The organism is Vibrio sp. 10N.261.51.A4, assembly GCF_041471945.1.
GTDB lineage: Bacteria > Pseudomonadota > Gammaproteobacteria > Enterobacterales > Vibrionaceae > Vibrio > Vibrio crassostreae_C.
Genome location: NZ_JBFRPJ010000087.1, coordinates 1 through 22,838 on the forward strand (window position 1 = coordinate 1; position 22,838 = coordinate 22,838).

Sequence of the window (22,838 nt, forward strand, 5' to 3'; positions counted from 1 at the left end):
TATTGGGGGTCAGTTCACTTGTAGATGGCTTTTTGGTTTAATTTTTATCGGTATTTCTAAAGATTAACTCATTTTTTAATGACCAAGCTCGAGTTACTTACCATACCTTCGACCCTGTCGGTGATGTGAACCAGTCCGTTTGAAGTGTACCGCCAGACTCTGCCCACGTGGTTAGATGTTCATATGCTTCACAAGTATCAATACGTTCGTATGGGTGAGACCATTGGCCTGGGATATCTAGAGCCCATGGGTGGCCAGTCGTGTTTTGATAGTATTCACCTTCACTTGTTACTGTATCATCATCACCAGCACCGAATATTGCGGTATCTGCTACATCTGTATTTGGATAGTTCATCAAGTGAATCTCTCTACCTCTCGCGTTGCCTTTGTATATGAACGGGTTAAAATCCGTATTGCTTAGCGCAGGAATTGAACCATCAATCACCAGCGAGACACTGTAATCGATTAAGCTTCGTGCATCACCTGACTCTGTGTTGTAAAAGCTATAAGTGCTTGTACTTGGCAGCATCGCCGCGACACTATCAATCACAACAAATACCAACTCGCCTGAGTGACCGGCCTCTGGTGTTAACGCTGCGGTAGAGCCGTTGTATGTTTTGGTCAGTGAAGTGACATCCGTGTCTTCAAGCCCTGCTAACGAAATAGCGAAACCATTGTCTTCAGCCGCTCCACGAGCAATAGCTTGGCCGTAGTAATCAAAACGAGTTATTTGGTTATTCGCGTTTGTATAAACACCTAATGCGTAGTGGCTAACAAAGTCATTCAGATCGTAGTCACCCTCATTTGGCCATAAATCTTCGTAGGCTAATGTGTACCATCCACTGGTTGGTGTTCGGCTATAGAAAGCGATTGTCGGATCGTTTGGTGCGTAGTCGTTTGCATCTGATACACCATCACCGTCACTATCCCCAATTGAAGGCCATGCAATCTCAGCGATTTCACTGATCAGCCCATTCTGGTCAATAGCGATGACCTGAACCTTCCAAAGTTCTCCAACTTCAGTTTCACTGGCCGGCAACGTGGCATTACTGTTGTCATTTTTTCCGACAAACTCATCATCCACATAGAACCCTTGACCTACATCGACAAACCAACGGTAGCTATAAGTTACAGAATCACCGTCTGGGTCTTCCGGTGTTGGACCGGTTACTGTCACAACCAAGTCGTCATTATCACCGAGTCCAGTGCTGCGACTTAGAGTTGGTGTAGAAGGAGGGGTATTAGCAATGGTGACATAAGTAACACTGATAAGGCTGTAATCCAGCGTGGTTAGCCAACCGTCGTTATTCACATCAATATCTAGGTCTACATTCACAAGACTGTCGTCAAGTGAAGCGATAGGGAGGTCAAAAACGGTTGTCGACCAGTTATTGTTGGTACCTTGTAAGAACCCGGGAGTAAGTAAAGAACCGTCAACAGCGATACTGTCGTATTCTCCGTTTTCTCCGTGGTGTGCTTCTGAATCAACATCATAAGCGTAAATAGTGAGTGTCGCTGCGGTAATCTGTGCGCCATCAGGGACCGTTAAATTATGTTGCCAAGAGTAGTCTTCGTTTGCTCGGCTGTAGATGTCGAAACCATAACCAGAAGGCGCGATGTAATGTGGTGAGGTACTACTTGCATCGATCTTTTGAGTCACTGTTATTGAGCCATCACCGTTAGTGGTTGTTGTGTTTTCTGTTGCAGCTGCAAACGTCTGTTGCGAGAAAGAACACATAGCGACTGAACCCATCACCATTAGAGATTTTTTAATATTTTTCATGGCAGCTATCCTTAGTCAGAATCCAGAACAATGTCGCAAGAAACTAGCAAATCAGTAGTGACGTTATCTAGGTCAACGGTACTTCTACACTCTTGACCACGCACCTGAGCAACGATTTCCAATCCTTCCCAGTTGGTTGGAATGCTAAAGTCACTCACTAATTCACCATCGCGGTTCGACATACCAGAGTAGAAGGCTTGAGAATCTGTTTGGTCTGAGGTCACGCTGTATAGTTTGATGATGTGGGAACCGCGAATTGGAGCCGGCTCACCGTCTTTGTATGAAAAACTACTGACGACAATGACGCTCATTGTTCGCGAAGCCGTTCCACGCCACTCAAAACTGTCCGGTACAGCAATATCAACAAAAGTCGTATTGGCAGCTGTTGCGGCAGGACTCGCAGCGCTGTCAGTTGAGCCGCTTGCACCACCTCCGCCACCAGAACTGCCGGACCCGCCACCACCACCGCCGCAGGCGATGAGAGACATTGATGTGACCGATGTTAAGAGGAGTGTTTTTAATTTCATCATCATAATCTTCCGTAATTAATTGAGGCCGTGTAAAACTTAAAGAGCAATGATTGTGCCAGTTTTTATGTTATTGATAAAAAAGGAAAAATTTGATTTTTTGATGTTGTTTGAAATTAATTGTATATCAGCATCTCAATTAGAGAATCAATCTGACGATAACGAATAAATGACGGCCTGATAATGAGATTTGATAGGGAATTGGATTCAGTTTTCACGAATGCTGAGTGAGGAAAGTTGAATCTGTAATAAGAGACATTTGACTGGTATTTCTCTTGTTCAATAGGTGGTGGGTATCGGTTTTTACATCAACACAAACAGAATGAAAAGAATGTTAATTCTTAATAAATGTCAGAAGCGCTTTAATTAATATTAAATCGCAGGTTTCGACCTTGATTAGGCAGAGCTAGATGGTAGCGTTAGTTCACCCAAAACAAATAGCACAAGAGAAGCCAAACCAAAAAGCGATGATCAGGCCTGTCTATTCCATGGCTATATTGGCTAAAAACGAAGAGCAAGCACGCGAAGTTGCTAATCAGTTGAATGCAGTAAAGTTAGGCTTCGCTGAAGTTATGGTTAGTGAACTTGGATTCAAACTGGAACTTTAATTTCGCTAAAACAGAATTGTGACCTCGTTTTCAGATTGCGTAACGACGAGATCTTAGTATGGGGCCATGGCAAGTTTAGAGTTAAACCTTGGCTATGTTTAAAGGTGAGTGAGTTTACGTGACTGACTCACCTTGTTGCTATTTTATATTGTTACTCGCTGAGCTTATATTTAGCTTAATTATTGGCTAAACTTATCACTACTCTTTTCTATGTATGGTTTGCTATTAGTTCGACCAAACAAACACTTTTTTGATGACCTTTTTATTTATGAACACCTCGCCGAAATGAACGCCAATAGCCATGAAAAAATCACCTTAGACGCTTCGGGCATCGAGTTGATTAATAACACACTCATTGATTCGGAATCTGGTAAGCGGGTCACCTTATCCCCCTCAGAAGGCCTGATTCTTGAGCATCTAGTGAAGAACAGCCCAAAAGCCGTTGGTCGAGACTTTTTACTTGAGCATTGCTGGCCGGGCAGGGTTGTGACGGGCAGTTCACTTAATGTCGCGGTTAAGAACATTCGCACGGCATTAAATTCATTTGAGTGTGATTGCAAAATCTTAACGGTTCAAAAGGAAGGGTATAGCTTCAATGGTTTGAAACGGCGTTGTTGCCTAAATTAGTTGAACCTTTTCCAAGTCCTGTGATCTGATCATTTGAAACGATTGGAATGGTGGTGATATGGGTAAAGCAAACAAGAAGATAACTAACTGGACGGAGTACAATAAGGCTCTTTGTAAACGTGGTTCGGTTACATTCTGGATAGATGATTCAGCCGTAGATGCATGGCGATGCAAAACTCATCATGGTAAGCGTGGGAGAGGCTTTCAGTACTCTGATACAGCGATTGAAACCGCCTTGATGATTAAGGGCATCTTCTCTCTTCCTTTACGTGCTCTTCAAGGCTTTATCGACTCTATCTTTGAGCTATTAGATGTTCCACTAACGTCCCCTGACTACACCTGTATCAGTAAACGCTCGAAGACAGTTCAGGTCAAATATCGCAATAAATCGAGAGGGGCTATTCGCCATATAGCCATTGATTCTACTGGCCTCAAAGTCTTTGGTGAGGGGGAGTGGAAAGTGAAAAAGCATGGTACAGAAAAACGTAGGACATGGCGCAAACTGCACTTAGCTGTGGATGTGGATACTCACGAAGCGATTAGTGCGGAAGTCAGTCTTGTAAATGTAGGCGATAGTGAAGTGTTACCGACGTTACTCAACCCACTACGTAGAAAGGTCGCTGCCGTATCCGCCGATGGAGCATATGACACAAAAAATTGCCACGAGACTCTGAAAAATAAAGGCTGTACTCCGTTAATACCGCCTCGAAAGAATGCAGCTCTTTGGGAAGACGGTCATCCCAGAAACAAAGCGGTAATGGCTCTGAGAGATGGAACAATATCGGAATGGAAAACAGAGTCTGGTTATCACTATCGTTCAATATCTGAGACTGCTATGTCCCGATATAAAGGACTAACAAGCGATAAATTGAGCTTGAGATGTTACAACGCTCAAGTGGGCGAAATCATGGCGAATGTCAAAGCGATTAACAAAGTCATAGGACTAGGTATGCCCGTTAGAAGCTAACGACTAGCTACATATGGTGTCGTTGATCTTCAAGCTGATTTGATCATATATGGACACTTCCTATTGGCAAGTAGTAAATCTGAAAGTTTTAGGTAAAAGATTGCAGACATATATCCGAGTTCAAGGACTCTTAATGATTTCCGCTGAGCATGCTCTTATCAACAACACGAACTTGAAAGTCCTAAGATCAAATCAGAGTTCCATACTCACGGTCTTACCTGTTTTCTCATTTCCACTTCATGCGCAATTTTAGATAGATAGTAATTCAGGATTATAGTGTTGCTGATTAGCCAATAAAGCCCATGCAATTCGAGCATTCCGATTAGCTAGTGCGACTATTGCAACATTCTTGTGTTTTCGTTTCAGTAAGTCATTCAACCAGCGGTGAGTATAAGTGGTTGGCTGTTGCTTTAAGTGCCCAAGAACAGCTCTTGCACCATGCACTAGTAGTCTTCGTAAATAGCCATCCCCCCGCTTGCTTATACCAAGCAATACTTGTTTGCCACCCGTTGAAAACTGCTTAGGTACAAGTCCAATCCATGCAGATACCTGCCGTCCATTATTAAAAGATGCGGGGTCACCTATACTTGCAACAAGTGCGGTGGCAGTTATAGGGCCAATTCCAGGGATCTCTGCGATTCTTTTAGAATCAACATTCGTACTGTGCCATTGTTCAATTTCTTTTGTTAACGCACTAATTCGTGAAGAAAGCTCATCAATTAGTTCTTTTAAATGAGTAACCACGCAGCGAATCGGTGGCGTCAAATTATTTTCAGCATCCTCTAAAACCAGAGGGAGCTGCTTGTTAAGTGATGCACTTCCTTTAGGAAAGACAAGACCAAACTCAGCCAGCAACCCACGTAATTGATTAGTTTGGCCAGTTTTCATTGAAACTAACCTTTCTCTAGCTTTGTGAACAGAAAGGATTGATTGCTGTTCAATCGATTTTATAGGTACGAAACGCATGTTAGGGCGAGTTACCGCTTCACAGATTGCTTCAGCATCAGCGGTATCGTTCTTATTTGATTTCACATAGGGCTTAACAAACTGCGGAGGCATAAGTTTAACGTCATGACCAAATTGCTTGAATACTCTTGCCCAATAATGAGCACTGGAGCAAGCTTCCATACCAACAAGACAAGGAGGCATATTGGTCAACGTTTCGGACAACTTCTTTCTGCTGATATTTTTCTTCAAAAGAACTTTGCCTGATGAATCTACTCCGTGAAGAGCAAAAGAAGATTTAGCTAAGTCGATACCTAAAGTTGCAATGGTCATGGTCTCTTCCTCATTTATGTTACCGACTATAAGTTTAGACGGTGGGTGGAAGTGTCCATATCATTAACAACGCCGTTTGAAACAGGTCGGTAGTTATTTATCGATGCCAATACCTACCGCTGAAGCGCATGTTGAAGCTGCGTTTTCAGAGAAAGCCGCCATCGTTTCAGAGAAAACCACCATCGTTGATGAGTTAACATTACCGACACCGTTTAAGCCTTCAGGCATGAACCAACAAGCTGGGCAATCAAAGCAACAGGATCCACAATCACGTCAGTTCAAGGCGAAGCACTTTATCGCTCGTCACCAATCTCGTATTGCCGGAATGGTAGTCAGCGCGCTTCTTCTCATGCTGTTTTATCAGTTTGCTTTTTTATAGATAAGAGTGCGTACCGAGGTATGGATGTTTATCACGACAGTTTGAATTTTGATGAAGAAGTCATAACAGAGCTGGATGCCGTGTCAGAGCTCGGTGTTGATTCGCTCTATCTGCATCGCATTGGTGTTGGGTGTCAAAATATCCAAGCCGTCGCCTTGATAAATGGACATTGGAAAGAGATAAGCCATCAGTTTAAAACTGTCTCTTGCGAAGTCGACAATAACAATGAGCGAGGGCAATAAGTATGAATCGTAAGTTTTGGATGCCTATCTTATTGACGCTGTTTGTGATTCTAAATGTAGGCTTAATCTCTGGGCTCGCAACCAAAAGTACCTATCGATTTTCTGCGGAATACCCGATGGTCGGGTGGGAGATAATCTCGCTCCGATTGGAAAATGGTCGAGTCAAAATGCAGTACATTGGCTATGACATGGATGGGAATGTCGCTCAAACCAAGCAAATGTTTGGTGTGTTCTTGCGCTGGGGGAATCATTACTACCTTTATCAATTAGACCAGGATCAGGCCCAAGATAAGCAGACATTCAATATCAAGCATTTATACATTCAACAAACACAAGGCAAGCGCAGTGTGTTGGTATCGAATCAGCGCGGCCTTTATGTCACTAAGAAGGGCACGCCGTTAGAGCTCAAAGGCATCATGCATGGCGACCGCTTACGCTAATACAGAGGCTTAATGCTAGTAGAGAGCCTTTGGTTAGCTTTTACCGAGTACGTTCAGCTTAGTCTTGATAAAGTCACTGTGGTCAACGTAGAGCAGCTCCGCTGTTTTACGGATCACAGAATCTTCGATAGGGTCAATTTCCCCGTCGGCATGCGCTACTTCCCACATCGCTTTGATTAAGTCGATTCGCACTGGCTGAGATAGGTCTCTGAGTTGCGATGTAAAGTCATACAGCGATACTGATTGCTCTACTTTCGGCTCTGCTTGCGCGAGCAGTACCTTTGCTTGTTCTTCATCTAAATCCAGCAAACGCTGCAGAAGCTGTAGCTTAGCGACTCTTTCTGATTCATTGATCTGATGGTCGGCACCCGCGACTTCACACAACAAACTCGCGATGGCGATATTAGGTGATGTGCCTTGGTTTTTGCTTAGGTCCTGGCCTTCAATCAATTGTTTAAACATTGATGTGAGAGAATTGAACATAACGAGCTCCAGTTAAAATTTGTATCGAGTTCCGTAACGCTGATAGCTATCAACTATAACCATAAGCATAACTATTGGGTCTACAGAGTGTGATCGCAAGCGTCTTTACTAAAAACTGACATTACGGATACGCGAGCGATAAGGAGCATTTTATCAATCGGGCTCTGGGAAACGGGTAATTTTACCGTCGCCACTGAGTGTCGTGATCGATTGCGGTTTCCCATCAGTGTCTAGCCTCAATTCTCCAATCGCACTGCGGTTTGAAAGGCGATAGAAGGTCTGATTGTCAGGGCTTCGCTTTTCGATCTTCAAGCGTTTACGCTTAGTTAAGTAGTTCAAAACTGAGCGAGGGCTGTATAACAGGCGGTCCCATACATCGCAGAATTTAAGCAGCGGAGCAGGGAACTGATTTTTAATACCACTGCAGGTGATTTGATAGATGTTCGGGCTGTTGCGACGATACCTAAGCTTGATGTCATAAGCGAAGGAGTAGTGAACATCGCCAGAAAGTACCACGAAGTTGGTCGGTGTTTTGGTATGGGTAAAGATGCTAATCAGCGTATTAGCACTGCCCGGATGTGCCATCCAGTTTTCAGCGTCAATCACTAATGGCTTGCCGATTGTGGTCGCCATCTTTTGCAGTGTTTCAATAAACTTCACGCCAAACATCGGTGCAGCAGAAACGATCACCACTTTATCTTGATTCATTAACTGATGTTGAAACTCAATCAAGGCTTCCCAGTCCATTAAACCTGAAGGCTTGTTCATGCGTGACTCTGAACGCCAACGACGCGTACGAGTATCCAACACAATGACTTTGGGTGAGGTATCTATTGTGTAATGCCACTCTTCAAAGCGACTCAGCATCTCAATAAAGGCTTGATGCTTGTCTGGCTCGATGTTGCCAATAGAGTGAGTAGTCGCTGCATTGCCGGCTTCATTATGAGTTTGTTTACTAATGCGCGGTTGTTTAGTAATGAGCGGTTGAGCGACAAAAAGCTGTTTTGCTTGCACGATAAACGTTTCATCGAAGCTCTCCGGTTTGTTACCCCAACCTTGACACATCCAGTAAGCCGCAAGGCCGTTACCAATGACTTGGGTCGCGAACTGGTTTTGGTCGACGGCATGCTCCCAACCCACGGTAAGGTTCCAATCATCCGTCACATCGTGATCATCGAAGATCATGTACGTTGGAATATGCGCGAACAGACGTTGCACTTGCGGTAAGCCAGCAATGAAATCATCCATGATGACGCTTTCATCACGCCATTGTTGCTGCTCAGTCGGTGTTAATTGGCGTCCACCTTGAGTGAAGTTATTCTCAATTAAACGCTCTCGATTGACGCATTGCCACAGTGTCGGAGACCAAACCAATAAGTACATCGCGATAAACTCAGACAGCGTGACCAAGTGGTTTTCACAATCGGTAGAGCTAAAAATCGGCACGCCACGGTTCGGGAATAACTTATCGATCATCGATTCTGAAGCTGTGTGGTGCGGCAAATAGTGATGACGCTGGTATAAGTGGTATTCACTGTTATACAGAGCGTCACTGTTGTTGATTTGTTTAATTTGCGAGTCAGTCGGTAAGCTTTCGCCTACAAGGCCAAGCAGGTGAATCACTTGTTGAATAGCATCAAGTGTTGGGCCTGCCACATGGTCGGCGTAGATCTGATCGCCGCTCATCATCAGCATGTCGGGTCTTTCAGCGACGGTTTGATCGGCCATCTTGTTATCGGCTGCAACTAGGCTGTCTTTGCTTGGATGATGCGGGTTGCGGCAAGAGCCATGAAGAATGTAATCAGCTGAGGTCGATATCTTAAACTCAACGCGAGATTTACCGTTGTAAACAAGGTGAGGGGCGAGCTCTTTTAGTGAACCTGACTCTGTGTGAATGTCATATTCAAGCAGCGTATTAGTCGGAAACTCACCTTGTAAGCGAATTAGCGTTATCCACGCATGTGTACCGATTTGAATCGAATCATGTTCTTCAAGCGATGAGGTATAAAACGGCTGGTCTTGTGCTGCTTCAGAATCGTCTATTTCTTGAGTATGAAGCTCGGCTCTGCCTGTAAGAGGCGAGCTGGTGGCTAACCAAAGTACCACTTCAGTCGCGGTGGTTTTTCTTAAAATGGGTCCGGCGAGTAACAGGGGAAGAGATGATGTCGTAGAGGGTTTCAATACGGTACCTAAAATCGTTGGTGGCTAGTCGTCGTGGTGTTCTTTTGTTTCGATCTTATTTGTGTCTGGCTTTGTGGTTTCAAGCGTTGATGCTTCAAGTTCTACTGAGTCAGATTCTGTTGTTTTAAACTCTGCAATCTCAGGCTCTGCCATTTCAGATTCTGTTGATTCAAGAACTTCGATAACTTCTGAGCTAGAAAGTTCATGGCCCATTAGAAATATTGCCAATAGGGCATCGGCTTTGGTCTTGGTATCGGAAGGCTCGTCTAATAACAGTTCGAGCTTTTCTCGAATCATAGCAATCTCGTGCTCAACAAAGCCACGGCCTTCTTCATCCCCTTGATTGTCTTCAGGGGCATTATCGAATTCAAGAAATAGCATGTCACCGTCTAGGTTGGTATCCACCAAACGCTCAGGCAACCACGCCTCACCCATAACAATATCTGGATCGGAATCTTTGGGTAAGTGATCTATAATGTTTTGTAATTCGGAGACTTTCACAATACTTTCATTTAACCGAGAATATTCTACATTGTAACGGTCAATGCCGAGCAAACCTAAAAATAGTTAGCCGTCATGGTTAATAAATGTCTAATCAGTAACACAATATTTTTTCAAAGAGTAATTACACAAGAATGAAGCTCAAATATTTACCGACTCTTCCTTCATCTGGATTGGTTTTACTAGGTAGCGCTTTCCTAAGTGGCATTTTCGTAAGTGCTAATGCGTGGGCCGCTGAAGAGCAAGAGTGGGGCATCGCTGCAATGTTCCGTACAGCAAGCATCCCTTATGACACGTCTGGTGGCGACCAATCGGTTAGCTCATTCGTACCGATGCTGTTTTTCAAGAACGATTATGTGTTTATTGACGGTACTGAGATGGGGGCATACCTCTATCAAACTGACGATGAGAAGTGGTCTTTCAATGCTATCTCTCGCATGCGCTTTATTGATATTCCTGCATCTGAGCAGAACGCGATTGAAGGCGATACGGCGGACTTTGGTGCTCAACTGACCTACCAACTTGATGATTCTTGGTCTGTCGAGACGGAGTTAATGAGCGACAGTGAATACAACTTCCACGGTAACTTACGAGCTAAAGCCAAGTATGAAACTGGAGATTGGGAGTTTTACCCGAGCGCGACGCTGCGTTATAAAAGTGCTGATTTCAACAGTGAGTATTACTCCGCATCTAGTGAAACCATTGGTGCTGGTGTTGACTTAAATGTTGGTGTTGAAACGCGTTACCATGTGGTTTCTAACTTGTACTTATTGGGTTCAACCAGTGTGACTCGATTGGACGATAACGCTTACGATTCTTCGATTGTTGAAGACCGTTATCAGGGGGAATTGTACCTTGGCTTTGGTTTCTTTAACGACAAAGAGAAAGCGCCAAAACCTAAACTGAGCAATGCGCCGTACTTACGTGTCGCACACGGCTGGGGAACGCCATCCAATATTGGCGACATCATGAAGTTCAATCGAGAGAAAGACGAATACAACAACCAGTTGACCTCGTTCTTCTATGGACACCCATTAACTGATGAGATCTTCGGCTTGCCATTGGATATCTATTTGACCCCAGGTATTGCCCACCACTGGAGCTCAGACGTTCAATCAAGCAGCACCGAATACATTATCGCAATCAAAGCGTATTACACCTTTGATTGGCCAACTCAGTGGCGTGTTGGTGTGGCAGAAGGTATGTCTTACATCGATTCGATTACCTACATCGAAGGCTCTGAGATGGAGCGTAAAGGCTACACAGCCAGTCATCTGTTGAACTACTTAGACTTCTCATTCGATGTCAACGTTGGCGACTTGATTGGCAAGAATGACTTGAACAACTTATGGTTCGGTTATTCATTGCATCACCGTTCTGCAATCTTTGAAAAATCCTCTCAGTATGGTCGTATCAAAGGCGGTAGTAACTACAACACGGTTTACTTCCAATATGAGTTTTAAGCGCAGTTTTTAACGTTAGCTTTAAACCAGAGTTGACTAAGTACGAATTACATTTGACCGCGCTTTCATAGCTCCTGCGAGTGTTAGCGAGATTAATCAGCCTGATAGCTAAAGGTTTTCCCTTTGCTGTCAGGCTTTTTTGTTTGAGACTTGTGATATAATCGCGCGAGTTTAATAAGTACAAGAATAGGACACGCTTTGACTTCGTCTCCGGAAAAAGCAGATAACAACAAGAATGCAGCACAGCCAAGTTCTTCACAGAGCAAAGCCAAGCCAAACCAAGCGGCATCGAAAAAGTCTGCTGAACAATCAAATACCAAAAAAGCTGATCAATCAGCGACAAACAACAAATCATCTCAGAATAGCCCAGCCTCTCTTCGTAAAGCGCTCAACGAATGTATGATACGCGATCGCTTCCGTTTGAGTAAGCGAATTGCTGGTGCGAGCAAAATTAAGAACGAACAAGCTAAGCACGCTGTCTTTGATGAGATTGCGTTAGACATTGCTAAGTCGATGATGACGGCAACTCAGCGTGCGGCACAGAAACCAACGATTGAATACCCAGAAATTCTCCCGGTTAGCCAAAAGCGCGAAGACATCGCGAAAGCCATCGCTGAAAACCAAGTGGTTATCGTGGCGGGTGAAACGGGTTCGGGTAAAACCACTCAGCTACCAAAAATCTGTTCTGAGCTTGGCCGCGGCCGCTTTGGCTTAATTGGCCACACTCAGCCCCGTCGTCTTGCGGCGCGTTCGGTTGCGAACCGTATTGCTGAAGAGATGGAAACACAGCTGGGTGAGTTCGTTGGTTATAAGGTTCGATTCAACGACCAGATTTCTGACAATACCCAAATCAAACTGATGACCGACGGTATTCTACTGGCGGAGATTCAACACGACCGTTTCTTAAATCAGTACGACACCATCATTATCGATGAAGCGCACGAACGTAGCCTGAACATCGATTTCATCATGGGTTACCTGAAAGAGTTACTGCCAAAGCGTCCTGATCTGAAAGTGATCATCACGTCGGCAACCATCGATCCAGAGCGTTTCTCTAAGCACTTTAACAATGCACCGATCATTGAAGTGTCTGGTCGTACTTACCCAGTTGATACGCGTTACCGCCCATTAGGTGGTGATGAAAGTGATTCAGACCGCGACCAAATCGAAGGCATCTTTGAAGCCGTTGATGAGCTGTGTGATGAAGGCCTTGGCGATATCTTGATCTTCATGAACGGTGAGCGAGAAATTCGTGATACCGCAGATGCATTAAGTAAACGCAACCTTCGTGATACCGAAATTGTCCCGCTTTACGCGCGTCTATCGGCGGGTGAGCAGAACCGTATCTTCCAGTCTCATACTGGTCGACGCATCGTTCTGGCAACCAACGTGGCAGAAACCTCGTTAACCGTTCCGGGCATCAAGTATGTTATCGACCCGGGTACGGCGCGTATTAGCCGCTACAGCTATCGTACTAAAGTACAACGTCTACCGATTGAGCCAGTGTCTCAAGCGAGTGCAAACCAGCGTAAAGGTCGTTGTGGTCGTGTTGCAGAAGGTATCTGTATTCGTTTGTACTCTGAGGAAGATTTCGAGTCACGCCCAGAGTTTACTGACCCAGAGATTCTTCGTACTAACCTAGCATCGGTTATCCTTCAGATGACAGCGCTAGGCCTAGGCGATATTCAAGCGTTCCCATTTGTTGAAGCGCCCGATAAGCGCAACATTCAAGACGGTGTAAGGCTGCTTGAAGAGCTTGGTGCGATCGCCACCGTTGAACCGTCAGCGAACAAAAACAAGAACCACGGCGACGACAAGAAGAAGCTAACCGCGATTGGTCGTAAGCTGGCAAAACTGCCTATCGATCCACGTTTAGCGCGTATGGTAATTGAAGCGCCACGTAACCGATGCCTACACGAAGTGATGGTGATCGCGTCTGCGTTGTCGATTCAAGATCCGCGTGAGCGTCCATCAGATAAGCAACAATCGTCTGATGACAAGCACAAGCGTTTCTTCGATAAAGAGTCTGACTTCATCACGTTTGTGAACTTATGGGATTACATCAAGCAGCAGCAAAAAGCATTGTCGAGTAACCAGTTCCGCAAACAGTGTAAGCAAGATTACCTCAACTATTTACGTATCCGTGAATGGCAAGATGTGTACTTCCAAATTCACCAAGCAATGCGTGAGCTAGATACTAAGTTGAATACAGAACCGGGCAGCTACGATGGCATTCACATGTCACTGCTATCAGGTCTGCTTTCGCACATCGGTATGAAAGACCAAGAGAAGAATGAGTATCAAGGTGCACGTAATGCACGCTTCCACATCTTCCCTGCGTCTGGCCTATTTAAGAAACAGCCTAAGTGGATCATGTCTGCGGAGCTGGTAGAAACCTCAAAACTTTGGGGCCGTGTTATCGCGAAGATTCAACCTGAATGGATTGAACCGCTAGCGAAACACCTGATTAAACGCAGTTACAGCGAACCACATTGGTCGAAGAAACAAGCAGCGGTAATGGCACACGAAAAAGTGATGCTTTACGGAATCCCAATCGTACCTAAGCGCCTTGTGAACTACGGCGCGATTGATGCAACCGTCAGCCGTGAGTTGTTTGTACGTAGTGCATTAGTAGAAGGTGAGTGGGAAACCAAACACGCTTTCTTCAAGAAGAACCGTAAGCTTCTACAAGAAGTCGAAGAGCTAGAGCATAAATCGCGTCGTCGTGACATCTTGATCGACGATGATGAACTGTTCGATTTCTATGACCAGCGTGTTGGTGAAGAGGCGGTTTCTGGCCGTCACTTTGATACATGGTGGAAGAAGACCAGTCAGAAAACCCCTGAGCTGCTTAACTTTGAAAAATCGATGCTGTTCCGCGGTGATGCTAGCCACGTTACCGATCTGGATTACCCGAACTTCTGGCACCAAAACGGTATCAAACTCAAGCTGAGTTACCAATTTGAGCCGGGCGACGATAACGATGGTGTAACGGTACACATTCCGCTGCCTATCTTGAACCAAATTGACCAAAACGGTTTTGATTGGCAGATCCCAGGCCTGCGTCAGGAACTGGTGATTAGCCTAATTAAGTCACTACCTAAAACGCTACGCCGTAACTTTGTACCTGCGCCAAACTACGCAGATGCATTCTTGGCACGTGTGACACCGCTTGAAGCACCGTTACTGGATTCTCTTGAGAAAGAGCTACGCCGCATGACGGGTGTGGAAGTGGTACGTGATGACTGGAAGTTAGACCAGATCCCTGAGCACTTAAAGGTAACATTCCGCGCTGTAGATCATCGCAAGCGTAAGCTGAAAGAACAGAAAGACCTGCATGAGCTAAAAGAAAGTCTGAAAGACAAGGTTCAAGAAACGCTTTCTAAGGTTGCTGACGACGATATTGAACAACAGAACCTGCATACCTGGAGCTTTGGTGAGTTACCAAAAGTGTATCAGCAGAAACGCGGCGGCTACGATGTTAAAGCCTTCCCAGCGCTGGTGGATTCTAAAGACAGCGTAGAGATCAAACTGTTCGAAACCGAGCAAGAGCAAATCTCGGCAATGAAATCGGGTCAGCGTCGTTTAATCTTGTTGAACGTGCCATCACCGATCAAATACTTGCACTCGAACCTGCCGAACAAATCGAAACTTGGCTTGTACTTCAACCCATACGGACAGGTACTCGATCTTATCGATGACTGTATCGCTTGTGGTATTGATAAGCTGATTGAAGAGAAGGGCGGTTTGGTTTGGGAACCAGAGCAGTTTGAAGCTATGAAAGAACACGTACGTGCAGAGCTGGGTGATACCGTAGTAGAGATTGCTCAACAGGTTGAAACCATCCTAACCACGGCATTCAGCATCAGTAAAAAGCTGAAAGGACGCGTGGATCTTTCTATGGCATTCGCACTTTCTGACATTAAAGCTCAGGTAGAAGGCTTGATTTTTAAGGGGTTTGCCACAGAATGCGGGTGGAAACGCTTGCCGGATATTCTACGCTATATGAAAGCTATTGAGCGTCGAATGGAAAAACTGCCAATTGACCCGAACAAAGATCGTCTTCACATGATCAAAGTTGAGTCAGTAATGAATGATTACAAAGAACTGCTGAATAAAATTCCAAAAGGGATCGCGGTTCCAGAAAATGTAAAAGAGGTGCGTTGGATGATAGAAGAGCTTCGTGTAAGCTTCTTCGCACAGCAGCTCGGTACGCCTTACCCAGTATCAGATAAGCGTGTTAAAAACGCGATTGATGCTTGCTAAAGGAATAAAGCTAGACGCAATGGCAAGGTTTGGGTATAAATCTTGCTTATTGCATTACTAATTGAATAGTTATTACATACAGGGCGACTTGGTGGCAATTTATTACCACTCAAGGCCTGCCACTAGGACGAAAAAGGTCGAATATGAAAAAAACGTTATTGGCACTAGCACTACTAGGTGCATCTTCAACAGCAATGGCTGATTCTTGGTTGTACGGCGGTGTAATGGGTGGTCAAAACTCATTCGCTGGTGAAGATGAAAACGCGGTGGGCATCCACGTAGGTACAGGTATCCTTCCACTAATCGGTGTTGAAGCGGGTTACTGGGATCTAGGTTCTTTCGGCAGCGTTAATTACGGCAACCGCGATCTTAAGAATTTAGACGCAAGCACTGCTTACCTAGCGATTAAACCAAGCATCGATTTTGGTCCTCTTCACGTATACGCGAAGGGTGGTCTTCACTCTTACGAGCTTAAAGCTGATGGCTTCAAGCAAGACGATGTTGATATCATGTACGGTGTAGGCGCTGAATACTTCATCTTTGGTCCACTATCTGTAGGCGCTAGCTACCAAAACTTCAAAATGAAAGATGACGACTCTGGCGTATTCACGCTAAACGCAACTATCCACCTACTGTAATTACTTGCAGTCAGTGACAGACGTACCGTTGGTCACGGATATTTGTAGAGTTCGTAAGAATTCGTAAAAAATGCCAGCTTGATAGCTGGCATTTTTGTATCTGTTAACCGTGTAATCGCTACTCTGTTTTCTTATAACAGATAGCAAGCGGATGGTTATTTTTTACTGTTCAGAATACGCTGAATTCTTGGGTTAATCGCTTTACCGTGTTTACTTTCGTACTCTTCACGTTTTAAATCGTTCAGGTTCTTTACAGAGTTAGCGGCAAGAAGGAATTCTGGCAACTCCGTTTCCAGCATGCCTTTCTCATCTAAACGTTTTGCTTCCAAGTAGTACTTCTTAAACAGACCATCCAGCTTGTTTTCAGCCGTACGCTTCAAGTCATACAGTTTGTTCTGAATCAGCCATTTTTCAATTTTGTTGGCAGCGGTGCGAGACAACACACGGATACGGCTATCCAGCAACTCTTCTTCAGTTAAAGAATCTTTCAGGATCCACAGCTCACCCATTTGCGGCGGCCAGCTGTTGCCAAGCTGAATACGTTCGTGGCAGTGCATTAAAACGCGGTTAAGGCCGTCTGAATCAACAGAGTTGGCAAACTCAATGAACTTACCGCTTGGCTCACTACCGTACTGATATTCCCACTGCGTTTCGTACACGCTCAAGAAAGAGCCGAACACGTGAATACACCAATCGGTTAGTTCCAGCTCTGCAGGATCTTGATCAACAACAGGTACTTGTTGAGACGCACCAGAATCCGCAGCTTGTGCAGCCGCTACTTTCACTTCGGTACTTTGCGCTTCAATCACTTCAGGTACTAATGGACCTGTAGCGTCAGGTACAACAGGTTGAGCTGGCTCAGAAGGTTGGCTTTTTGCCTTTTTGAATGAGCTGCTGCCTGAAGCGTTCAGATGGGCTAAGCTTTTGTCTATACCCATTTCCTTGAGCTTGTCCTGCATTTCCTGAATATTGAGAGGTCTTCTGCTGTTGTTGTCTTTCATTTTGCTTCTCGTTAACTAGCCAGTACTGCAGCTTGGATTCAATCCGAGATAATGGCATTAATTCATTGGCTTTGGCTTTATACCAGAGGACAAATTTCTTCCATACTAAACTATGGTCACCGGTCAAACCGGAGAATTTAAACGCACGTTCTGCCCATGATGGTATCTCTTCTTCGTTGAGATCATGAGTAGAGACGGTGTTGCTGTTCATTGAGCCTCGACCTTGTGGGCGAGGGGCCTGCTGCATGTGTTGCATTGGTGCCGGAGCAGGCTGAAACTTAGGTGCAGGTGCAGGTGCAGGTGCCGTAGAGTAGACCGGAATACTATTGGTCGGTTGAACCTCAACGTGCGCCGCAGTTTGCTCTTGCTCAATGAGCATTTTGAAAACGTGAATCTCTTTTTTATCCCGATAATCTACTTTTACCTTATCGAGAAAACCTTGGTCGACTAAACACTTAAGACAGTCGGCTAAACCAAACGTAGAGAGAGCACAAAGTTGACCTGCTGTTTGTAGGCACACATTGGTGTAGCCGAATTCGTCAGCACCGTCTGCAAGCATCAATAAAACCAGCTTTTCTGCAGGGCTAGAAGTATTCACTTGCCAAGCTAAATAAGAATATTTGGCGCTCAATATCGTGTTCTCAAAAAAGGTAAGTCGTTGTCACTATTGTAAGTCACCCCTTACCGAATTTATAGCAACTTAACAGAAAACGGCATTAGTAAGCCAAATATTGACCATAAGGAGACGTCTGCCCCATAAAGTAAGCCTACAGTCATTCATTCTTGTGGTTTAAGCTAGGAATCATTGGGCATGAATACGCATAGCAGCTTAAAGTGCCTACATTCTTTGTTAGGTTAAGAATGCCCAATTCGCGTCCACATTCTGTTGGTCACAATACAGGTCTTTTTTTAAAGTCTTCTCTTTAGGTCAACTATTGATGATTTTCTTAGCTATATCCCATTCATTCTCTTTCCATTCACAAAATGTATTTAATTTATAAAACCCCTTGATATGATCAATACTTGCGCTATTATGACGATAAGTCAGAAATGACGAAGCGTCACAAAATGGTTAACTACATGAATTTACTATTCGTGTTAATATATTGGATAGGAGTGTTTTAAATACTGGCGAAGCTTAGATAACGGCTAAGCTCATATACGGACTAAAAAATTATGTTTGGCTTTGGTTGTAAAGGCGATAAACAAGGTATCTTTGGTTGCAAAGGCGTGTTGTCTAAAAAGCAGCAGTCTATTGCAGACCGAGAAGTAGAGTTGATGTTTTTAGCAAAAGATCTGGTTCGAGAACAAGGGTTCGGAAACCTCACGATGGACAAGCTAACGGCAGCGAGCTCTTATTCTAAAGGTACGATATACAATCACTTTTGCAGCAAAGAAGACGTCGTTTTAGCGTTATGTATTCACTCTCTCAAGACAGAAGCAATGATGTTTGCTCGCTCTGGAGAGTTTGAAGGCAACACACGTGAAAAGATCGTCGCATTGCACGTTGCTTACCGAATCTATGCTCGCATGGAACCGGTACTATCAACCTGTGCGATCATGGCTAAAAGCCCGTGGGTACTAGAGAAAGCGTCTAGTGCACGCGTCGCCGAGATGAATGAACTGGAAGAGTTGGTGATTGAACAATGCGACTCTATGGTTAACCAAGCGGTAGAAGCGGGTGACCTAAAGTTCTCTTCTGGCGTTGGCTCAGATGCCATCGTTTTTGCTAACTGGTCAATCGCATTTGGTTCAAATGCCTTGTCACAGAACGCATCAAACAGTCATTGTATTAAGCGGTTACAAGACCCGTATTCAGTATTACACAACGCGAACATGATTCTAGACGGCCTAAATTGGCAGCCCCTTTCTAGTGACTGGGATTACCGCAAAACTTGGCGTCGTGTAGAACAAGAACTGTTCAGTGAAGAGATCGCTTACTTAGAGTCTGTAGGTCGATAGCTTCCGTTAAGCCCACACATGTGGGTTTATTAATAACCATTTTTGACGATTCGTCACAAACTTGAGACTGACCGACTGTGGTTGCTGTTTTCTTGAGTGTTTGACTAAGCATTGTGTCTTTTGTCAGCTTCGACTGGCTTTTTATGACACAAATATGACGAATCGTCACAAATGGAGACTGTGATGAAACATGACAGCCAGAAGCCCACGTTCGATCAGCAAAACCGAGATAACCCTAATGCTGATAGCGCAAACACAGATCTAAACAGTTGGCACTCAATACCTACCAAGCGTTCGTTTATCGTTCTGCTGGTGGTGTTTTCAATCATCATTCTCTCTGCATTAGGGGCTAAGAACCTCTACTTTAGAGGGGACTACAACATCTTCTTCGAAGGCACCAACAAGCAGTTGATGGCGTTCGATGAAATCCAAACCACCTTTGCAAAAACCGACAACCTTGCGATTGTTGTCGCACCTGAAGATGGCAATGTCTTCACCCCTGAAACTCTCACCCTGATTCAAAATCTCACGGTTGATGCGTGGCAGATCCCGTATTCAAGCCGTGTCGATTCCCTTGCTAATTATCAGCACACCGAAGCCATTGAAGATGATCTTTTGGTAGAAGACTTGCTGTATGAAGAGTACGAACACACACCAGAACGCATCGCCAAAGTAAAACAGATCGCCCTTAACGAGCCGTTGCTTAAGAATGCCTTGGTGTCGGCCTCTGGCGATGTGACGATTGTGAACGTCACCGTGCAACTGCCAGAAGTGGACAAAACCGCAGAAGTGCAAGAGGTGATTGCGGCAATCAATACCATGATCGGCAAGTACCAAGCTCAGTATCCTAATGTCGAATTCCATAAAGCGGGCATCATAGCCATGAACAACGCATTTATGACTTCGGCTCAAGAAGACAGCTCAACGCTCGTTCCCTTAATGCTGTTGGTGGTACTGGTGTTCCTGACCTTTATGCTGCGCTCGTTCTTTAGTGTGGTGGCGACGCTCATTGTGATCATCTCTTCGATTGTTGCCACCATGGGATTGTCTGGTTGGGCAGGGATGTTCTTGAGTACCGCAACCGTGAATGTGCCAACCTTGGTTTTAACTTTGGCGGTGGCTGATTGTGTTCACGTGATTGTGACCATGAGACAAGCGATGCAGCGCGGTATGGAGAAAGCACAAGCCATTCAATACAGCATCAAGCTCAATGCGATGCCGATTCTGATCACCTCGGTGACCACTGCGATTGGTTTCCTGATGATGAACATGTCGGACTCACCAGTGCTGCGTGATTTCGGTAACTTATCGGCACTGGGTGTACTTATTGCGTGCTTCTTGTCTGTGACTATGTTGCCAGCGTTGCTAAAACTGCTGCCAGTCAAACGTCTACCTGCCAACCCTAAGGCGGCAGACAAAGTCACCTTCATGGATAAGCTGGGCGATTTTGTCGTAACTAACCGTAAAGCACTGCTGCCGATTTCTACGCTAGTGATTGTTGGCGCTGCCGCGTTAATTCCGCTCAACAAAGTCAACGATGAATCGGTGAAGTATTTCGATACCTCAAGTGAATTCAGACAAGCGGCTGACTTCATGGAAGAGACCGTAAGCGGCATGACAACCCTCAGTATCGCAGTGAAAACTAACGAGTCTCAAGCGATTGCTGATCCTGTGTTCTTGCAAGCAATTGGTGACTTTACTAAGTGGCTACGCGTTCAACCAGAAACTGACCATGTGGCAACGCTTTCTGATGTTTATATGCGTTTGAACAAGAATATGCATGCCGACGACGACAGCTACTACAAGCTACCGCTGAACCGTGAACTTGCCGCGCAATATCTGCTGCTTTACGAAATGTCTCTGCCGTACGGCTTGGACTTGAACAACCAGATCAACGTCGATAAATCATCGATCAAAATGGTACTCACCGTCGATAACCTTGGCAGCGTTGAGCTAGTCGAACTCGAAGAGCGCATTTACTCATGGTTTGCAGCCAATGCACCGCAATATGAAGTGGTGGCTTCGAGCCCGTCACTGATGTTTGCTCATATTGGCGAAACCAACATGGCGAGCATGCTATCAACTTTGCCTATCACCCTAGTGCTTATCTCTGGCTTGATGATCTTTGCATTGCGCTCGGTTCGCTTAGGCATGATCAGCCTAGTGCCCAACATTGCGCCTGCGATCATTGGCTTTGGTTTATGGGCGCTTATCTCAGGTGAAATCAACCTCGGTTTGTCAGTCGTGGTCACGCTCACGTTGGGTATCGTGGTTGATGATGCGGTGCACTTCTTGAGTAAATACCAGCGCGCAAGAATCGAAGGGAAATCAGCAGAAGAAGCGGTTCGATACGCTTTCCACACCGTAGGTCGCGCTTTGTGGATCACCACTGTTGTGCTAGTGGCCGGTTTCTCTGTACTGGCGATGTCGAGCTTCAGACTCAACTCCGACATGGGCTTACTCAGCGCGATTGTGATTTTCATTGCGCTGGTGGTCGATTTCATCTTGCTACCAAGCTTACTGATGATCTTCGACAAACAGACCCACTATTCAGCTAAAACTCAGCACGAATCAAAGCCAGATACCAAGTCGCAGCCTAGATCGACAGCCGAACTGACTACTTCGACCAAATAAGGAAACGTCGGCCTGCTGCGGTGGGCTGACTCAAGGAGATATTTATGAAAAGCGTTAAACAAACATTCGCTACTACATTACTTACTGTTAGCTCGTTGGCACTGAGCACATTCGCCGCTTTCCCAGCGTTAGCAGACCCTGCGAAAGGCTTAGAAATTGCCGAGCAACGTAAAGCGGTCGATGTCGGGTGGGGCGATTCTGTCGCAACCATGGAAATGCTACTTCGCAACAAGCAGGGCGAAAGCAGTACACGTCTGATGCGATTGAAATCTTTGGAAGTCGATGACGATGGCGACAAAGGCTTAACCATTTTTGATGAACCACGCGACGTAAAAGGCACGGCTTTCCTAAACCATTCGCACATCACCAAATCCGATGACCAGTGGTTGTATCTTCCTGCACTCAAGCGTGTAAAACGCATCTCTTCACGCAACAAATCTGGCCCGTTTATGGGCAGTGAATTTGCGTATGAGGACTTAAGCTCGTTTGAACTTGAAAAGTACACCTTCAACTACATTGAAGACGCGAAACTGGAAGGCGTAGACACCTTTGTTTTAGAGCAAGTACCGACCGATAAAAACTCAGGCTACACCATGCAAAAGGTATGGCTAGACCAACAGCACTACCGCCCAATGAAAGTCGAGTTTTACGACCGCAAAGGCGCACTGCTTAAAACTCTATCGTTCCAAGATTACAAACAGTACCTAAACCAATACTGGCGCGCACACACCATGGCGATGCAAAACCATCAAACAGGCAAAAGCACCGTATTAACCACGACAGATTTAGTGTTCCAGACCGGTCTTAAAGACAAGGATTTCCAAAAGAACACACTAAAACGTGCGAAATAAGGCAGGA

17 protein-coding genes and 2 pseudogenes are annotated in these 22,838 nt (G+C 45.1%); 11 read left to right on the top strand and 8 right to left on the bottom strand.

Annotation, left to right across the window (positions count from 1 at the left end):
• Positions 1–97: 97 nt before the first annotated feature.
• Entirely contained in the window at positions 98–1,783 is a 1,686-nt protein-coding gene (locus AB4384_RS19045; protein WP_102321042.1) for an LruC domain-containing protein, read from the bottom strand.
• Positions 1,784–1,794: 11 nt separating this feature from the next.
• Positions 1,795–2,316 (bottom strand): hypothetical protein, encoded by a 522-nt coding sequence (locus AB4384_RS19050; RefSeq protein WP_016784558.1) that lies wholly within the window; start codon positions 2,314–2,316, stop codon positions 1,795–1,797.
• Between the two features lie 404 nt (positions 2,317–2,720).
• On the opposite strand from AB4384_RS19050, the gene AB4384_RS19055 reads away from it, so the two are divergent.
• The 3 genes and pseudogenes from AB4384_RS19055 (at position 2,721) to AB4384_RS19065 (ending at position 4,512) form a co-directional block, all read left to right on the top strand.
• Positions 2,721–2,918 carry a hypothetical protein gene (locus AB4384_RS19055; protein WP_372129974.1) on the top strand — a complete coding sequence of 66 codons (198 nt, stop codon included), beginning with the start codon at positions 2,721–2,723 and terminating at the stop codon, positions 2,916–2,918.
• Positions 2,919–3,128: 210 nt separating this feature from the next.
• Positions 3,129–3,527, top strand: a pseudogene (locus AB4384_RS19060) (transcriptional regulator); the annotation flags it as partial.
• Between the two features lie 76 nt (positions 3,528–3,603).
• Positions 3,604–4,512: an IS5 family transposase gene (locus tag AB4384_RS19065; RefSeq protein WP_017065109.1), complete on the top strand. Its 909-nt coding sequence runs from the start codon at positions 3,604–3,606 to the stop codon at positions 4,510–4,512.
• 249 nt (positions 4,513–4,761) lie between these two features.
• Here the strand turns inward: AB4384_RS19065 and AB4384_RS19070 are convergent, their stop codons facing one another.
• The gene (locus AB4384_RS19070; RefSeq protein WP_017065108.1) at positions 4,762–5,790 is read right to left on the bottom strand and encodes an IS110 family transposase; all 1,029 of its coding nucleotides are present in this window, start codon (positions 5,788–5,790) and stop codon (positions 4,762–4,764) included.
• Between the two features lie 76 nt (positions 5,791–5,866).
• Between AB4384_RS19070 and AB4384_RS19075 the strand changes: the two are divergent.
• Together AB4384_RS19075 and AB4384_RS19080 are read left to right on the top strand one after the other, a co-directional pair.
• A pseudogene (locus AB4384_RS19075) lies at positions 5,867–6,411 on the top strand (helix-turn-helix domain-containing protein); the annotation flags it as partial.
• A gap of 2 nt (positions 6,412–6,413) precedes the next feature.
• A complete protein-coding gene (locus AB4384_RS19080) occupies positions 6,414–6,851 on the top strand; it encodes a hypothetical protein (protein WP_372129967.1) in 438 nt (145 codons plus the stop codon).
• Between the two features lie 33 nt (positions 6,852–6,884).
• Here the strand turns inward: AB4384_RS19080 and AB4384_RS19085 are convergent, their stop codons facing one another.
• The 3 genes from AB4384_RS19085 to AB4384_RS19095 form a co-directional block, all read right to left on the bottom strand.
• A complete protein-coding gene (locus AB4384_RS19085) occupies positions 6,885–7,334 on the bottom strand; it encodes a TerB family tellurite resistance protein (RefSeq protein ID WP_048609171.1) in 450 nt (149 codons plus the stop codon).
• A gap of 153 nt (positions 7,335–7,487) precedes the next feature.
• The gene (locus AB4384_RS19090) at positions 7,488–9,515 is read right to left on the bottom strand and encodes an alkaline phosphatase family protein (RefSeq protein ID WP_372129968.1); all 2,028 of its coding nucleotides are present in this window, start codon (positions 9,513–9,515) and stop codon (positions 7,488–7,490) included.
• Between the two features lie 24 nt (positions 9,516–9,539).
• Positions 9,540–10,070, bottom strand: coding sequence for a hypothetical protein (locus tag AB4384_RS19095; protein ID WP_029235374.1), 531 nt, complete (start codon positions 10,068–10,070; stop codon positions 9,540–9,542).
• A gap of 80 nt (positions 10,071–10,150) precedes the next feature.
• Between AB4384_RS19095 and AB4384_RS19100 the strand changes: the two genes are divergently transcribed.
• The 3 genes from AB4384_RS19100 to AB4384_RS19110 all read left to right on the top strand — a co-directional run bounded on the left by AB4384_RS19100 (position 10,151) and on the right by AB4384_RS19110 (position 16,383).
• Positions 10,151–11,479 (top strand): MipA/OmpV family protein, encoded by a 1,329-nt coding sequence (locus tag AB4384_RS19100; protein ID WP_372129969.1) that lies wholly within the window; start codon positions 10,151–10,153, stop codon positions 11,477–11,479.
• A gap of 198 nt (positions 11,480–11,677) precedes the next feature.
• Complete coding sequence (hrpA, locus tag AB4384_RS19105) at positions 11,678–15,745, top strand: ATP-dependent RNA helicase HrpA (protein ID WP_372129970.1); 4,068 nt, start codon at positions 11,678–11,680, stop codon at positions 15,743–15,745.
• A 143-nt stretch (positions 15,746–15,888) separates the two neighbouring features.
• Complete coding sequence (locus AB4384_RS19110; RefSeq protein ID WP_017065440.1) at positions 15,889–16,383, top strand: outer membrane beta-barrel protein; 495 nt, start codon at positions 15,889–15,891, stop codon at positions 16,381–16,383.
• Between the two features lie 155 nt (positions 16,384–16,538).
• On the opposite strand, the gene AB4384_RS19115 is transcribed toward AB4384_RS19110, so the two are convergent.
• Together AB4384_RS19115 and AB4384_RS19120 are read right to left on the bottom strand one after the other, a co-directional pair.
• The gene (locus AB4384_RS19115) at positions 16,539–17,321 is read right to left on the bottom strand and encodes a hypothetical protein (RefSeq protein ID WP_017067728.1); all 783 of its coding nucleotides are present in this window, start codon (positions 17,319–17,321) and stop codon (positions 16,539–16,541) included.
• On the bottom strand, positions 17,242–18,015 hold the full coding sequence (locus AB4384_RS19120; RefSeq protein WP_017070878.1) for a hypothetical protein: 774 nt from the start codon (positions 18,013–18,015) through the stop codon (positions 17,242–17,244). The genes AB4384_RS19115 and AB4384_RS19120 overlap by 80 nt, the downstream gene beginning before the upstream one ends.
• A gap of 545 nt (positions 18,016–18,560) precedes the next feature.
• Here AB4384_RS19120 and AB4384_RS19125 point away from each other — a divergent pair.
• The 3 genes from AB4384_RS19125 to AB4384_RS19135 all read left to right on the top strand — a co-directional run bounded on the left by AB4384_RS19125 (position 18,561) and on the right by AB4384_RS19135 (position 22,831).
• Positions 18,561–19,346 (top strand): TetR/AcrR family transcriptional regulator, encoded by a 786-nt coding sequence (locus AB4384_RS19125; RefSeq protein ID WP_372129971.1) that lies wholly within the window; start codon positions 18,561–18,563, stop codon positions 19,344–19,346.
• 171 nt (positions 19,347–19,517) lie between these two features.
• Positions 19,518–21,980, top strand: coding sequence for an RND family transporter (locus AB4384_RS19130; protein ID WP_241823402.1), 2,463 nt, complete (start codon positions 19,518–19,520; stop codon positions 21,978–21,980).
• Positions 21,981–22,024: 44 nt separating this feature from the next.
• A complete protein-coding gene (locus AB4384_RS19135; RefSeq protein ID WP_017060448.1) occupies positions 22,025–22,831 on the top strand; it encodes an outer membrane lipoprotein-sorting protein in 807 nt (268 codons plus the stop codon).
• Positions 22,832–22,838 lie beyond the last annotated feature (7 nt).

Coding starts and splice junctions, on each gene's coding strand:
- AB4384_RS19055 (WP_372129974.1), top strand. CDS start 2,721: ATGGTAGCGTTAGTTCACCCAAAACAAATAGCACAAGAGAAGCCAAAC.
- AB4384_RS19125 (WP_372129971.1), top strand. CDS start 18,561: ATGTTTGGCTTTGGTTGTAAAGGCGATAAACAAGGTATCTTTGGTTGC.
- AB4384_RS19115 (WP_017067728.1), bottom strand. CDS start 17,321: ATGGGTATAGACAAAAGCTTAGCCCATCTGAACGCTTCAGGCAGCAGC.
- AB4384_RS19065 (WP_017065109.1), top strand. CDS start 3,604: ATGGGTAAAGCAAACAAGAAGATAACTAACTGGACGGAGTACAATAAG.
- AB4384_RS19110 (WP_017065440.1), top strand. CDS start 15,889: ATGAAAAAAACGTTATTGGCACTAGCACTACTAGGTGCATCTTCAACA.
- AB4384_RS19100 (WP_372129969.1), top strand. CDS start 10,151: ATGAAGCTCAAATATTTACCGACTCTTCCTTCATCTGGATTGGTTTTA.
- AB4384_RS19080 (WP_372129967.1), top strand. CDS start 6,414: ATGAATCGTAAGTTTTGGATGCCTATCTTATTGACGCTGTTTGTGATT.
- AB4384_RS19050 (WP_016784558.1), bottom strand. CDS start 2,316: ATGATGATGAAATTAAAAACACTCCTCTTAACATCGGTCACATCAATG.
- AB4384_RS19070 (WP_017065108.1), bottom strand. CDS start 5,790: ATGACCATTGCAACTTTAGGTATCGACTTAGCTAAATCTTCTTTTGCT.
- AB4384_RS19085 (WP_048609171.1), bottom strand. CDS start 7,334: ATGTTCAATTCTCTCACATCAATGTTTAAACAATTGATTGAAGGCCAG.
- AB4384_RS19135 (WP_017060448.1), top strand. CDS start 22,025: ATGAAAAGCGTTAAACAAACATTCGCTACTACATTACTTACTGTTAGC.
- AB4384_RS19130 (WP_241823402.1), top strand. CDS start 19,518: ATGGAGACTGTGATGAAACATGACAGCCAGAAGCCCACGTTCGATCAG.
- AB4384_RS19045 (WP_102321042.1), bottom strand. CDS start 1,783: ATGAAAAATATTAAAAAATCTCTAATGGTGATGGGTTCAGTCGCTATG.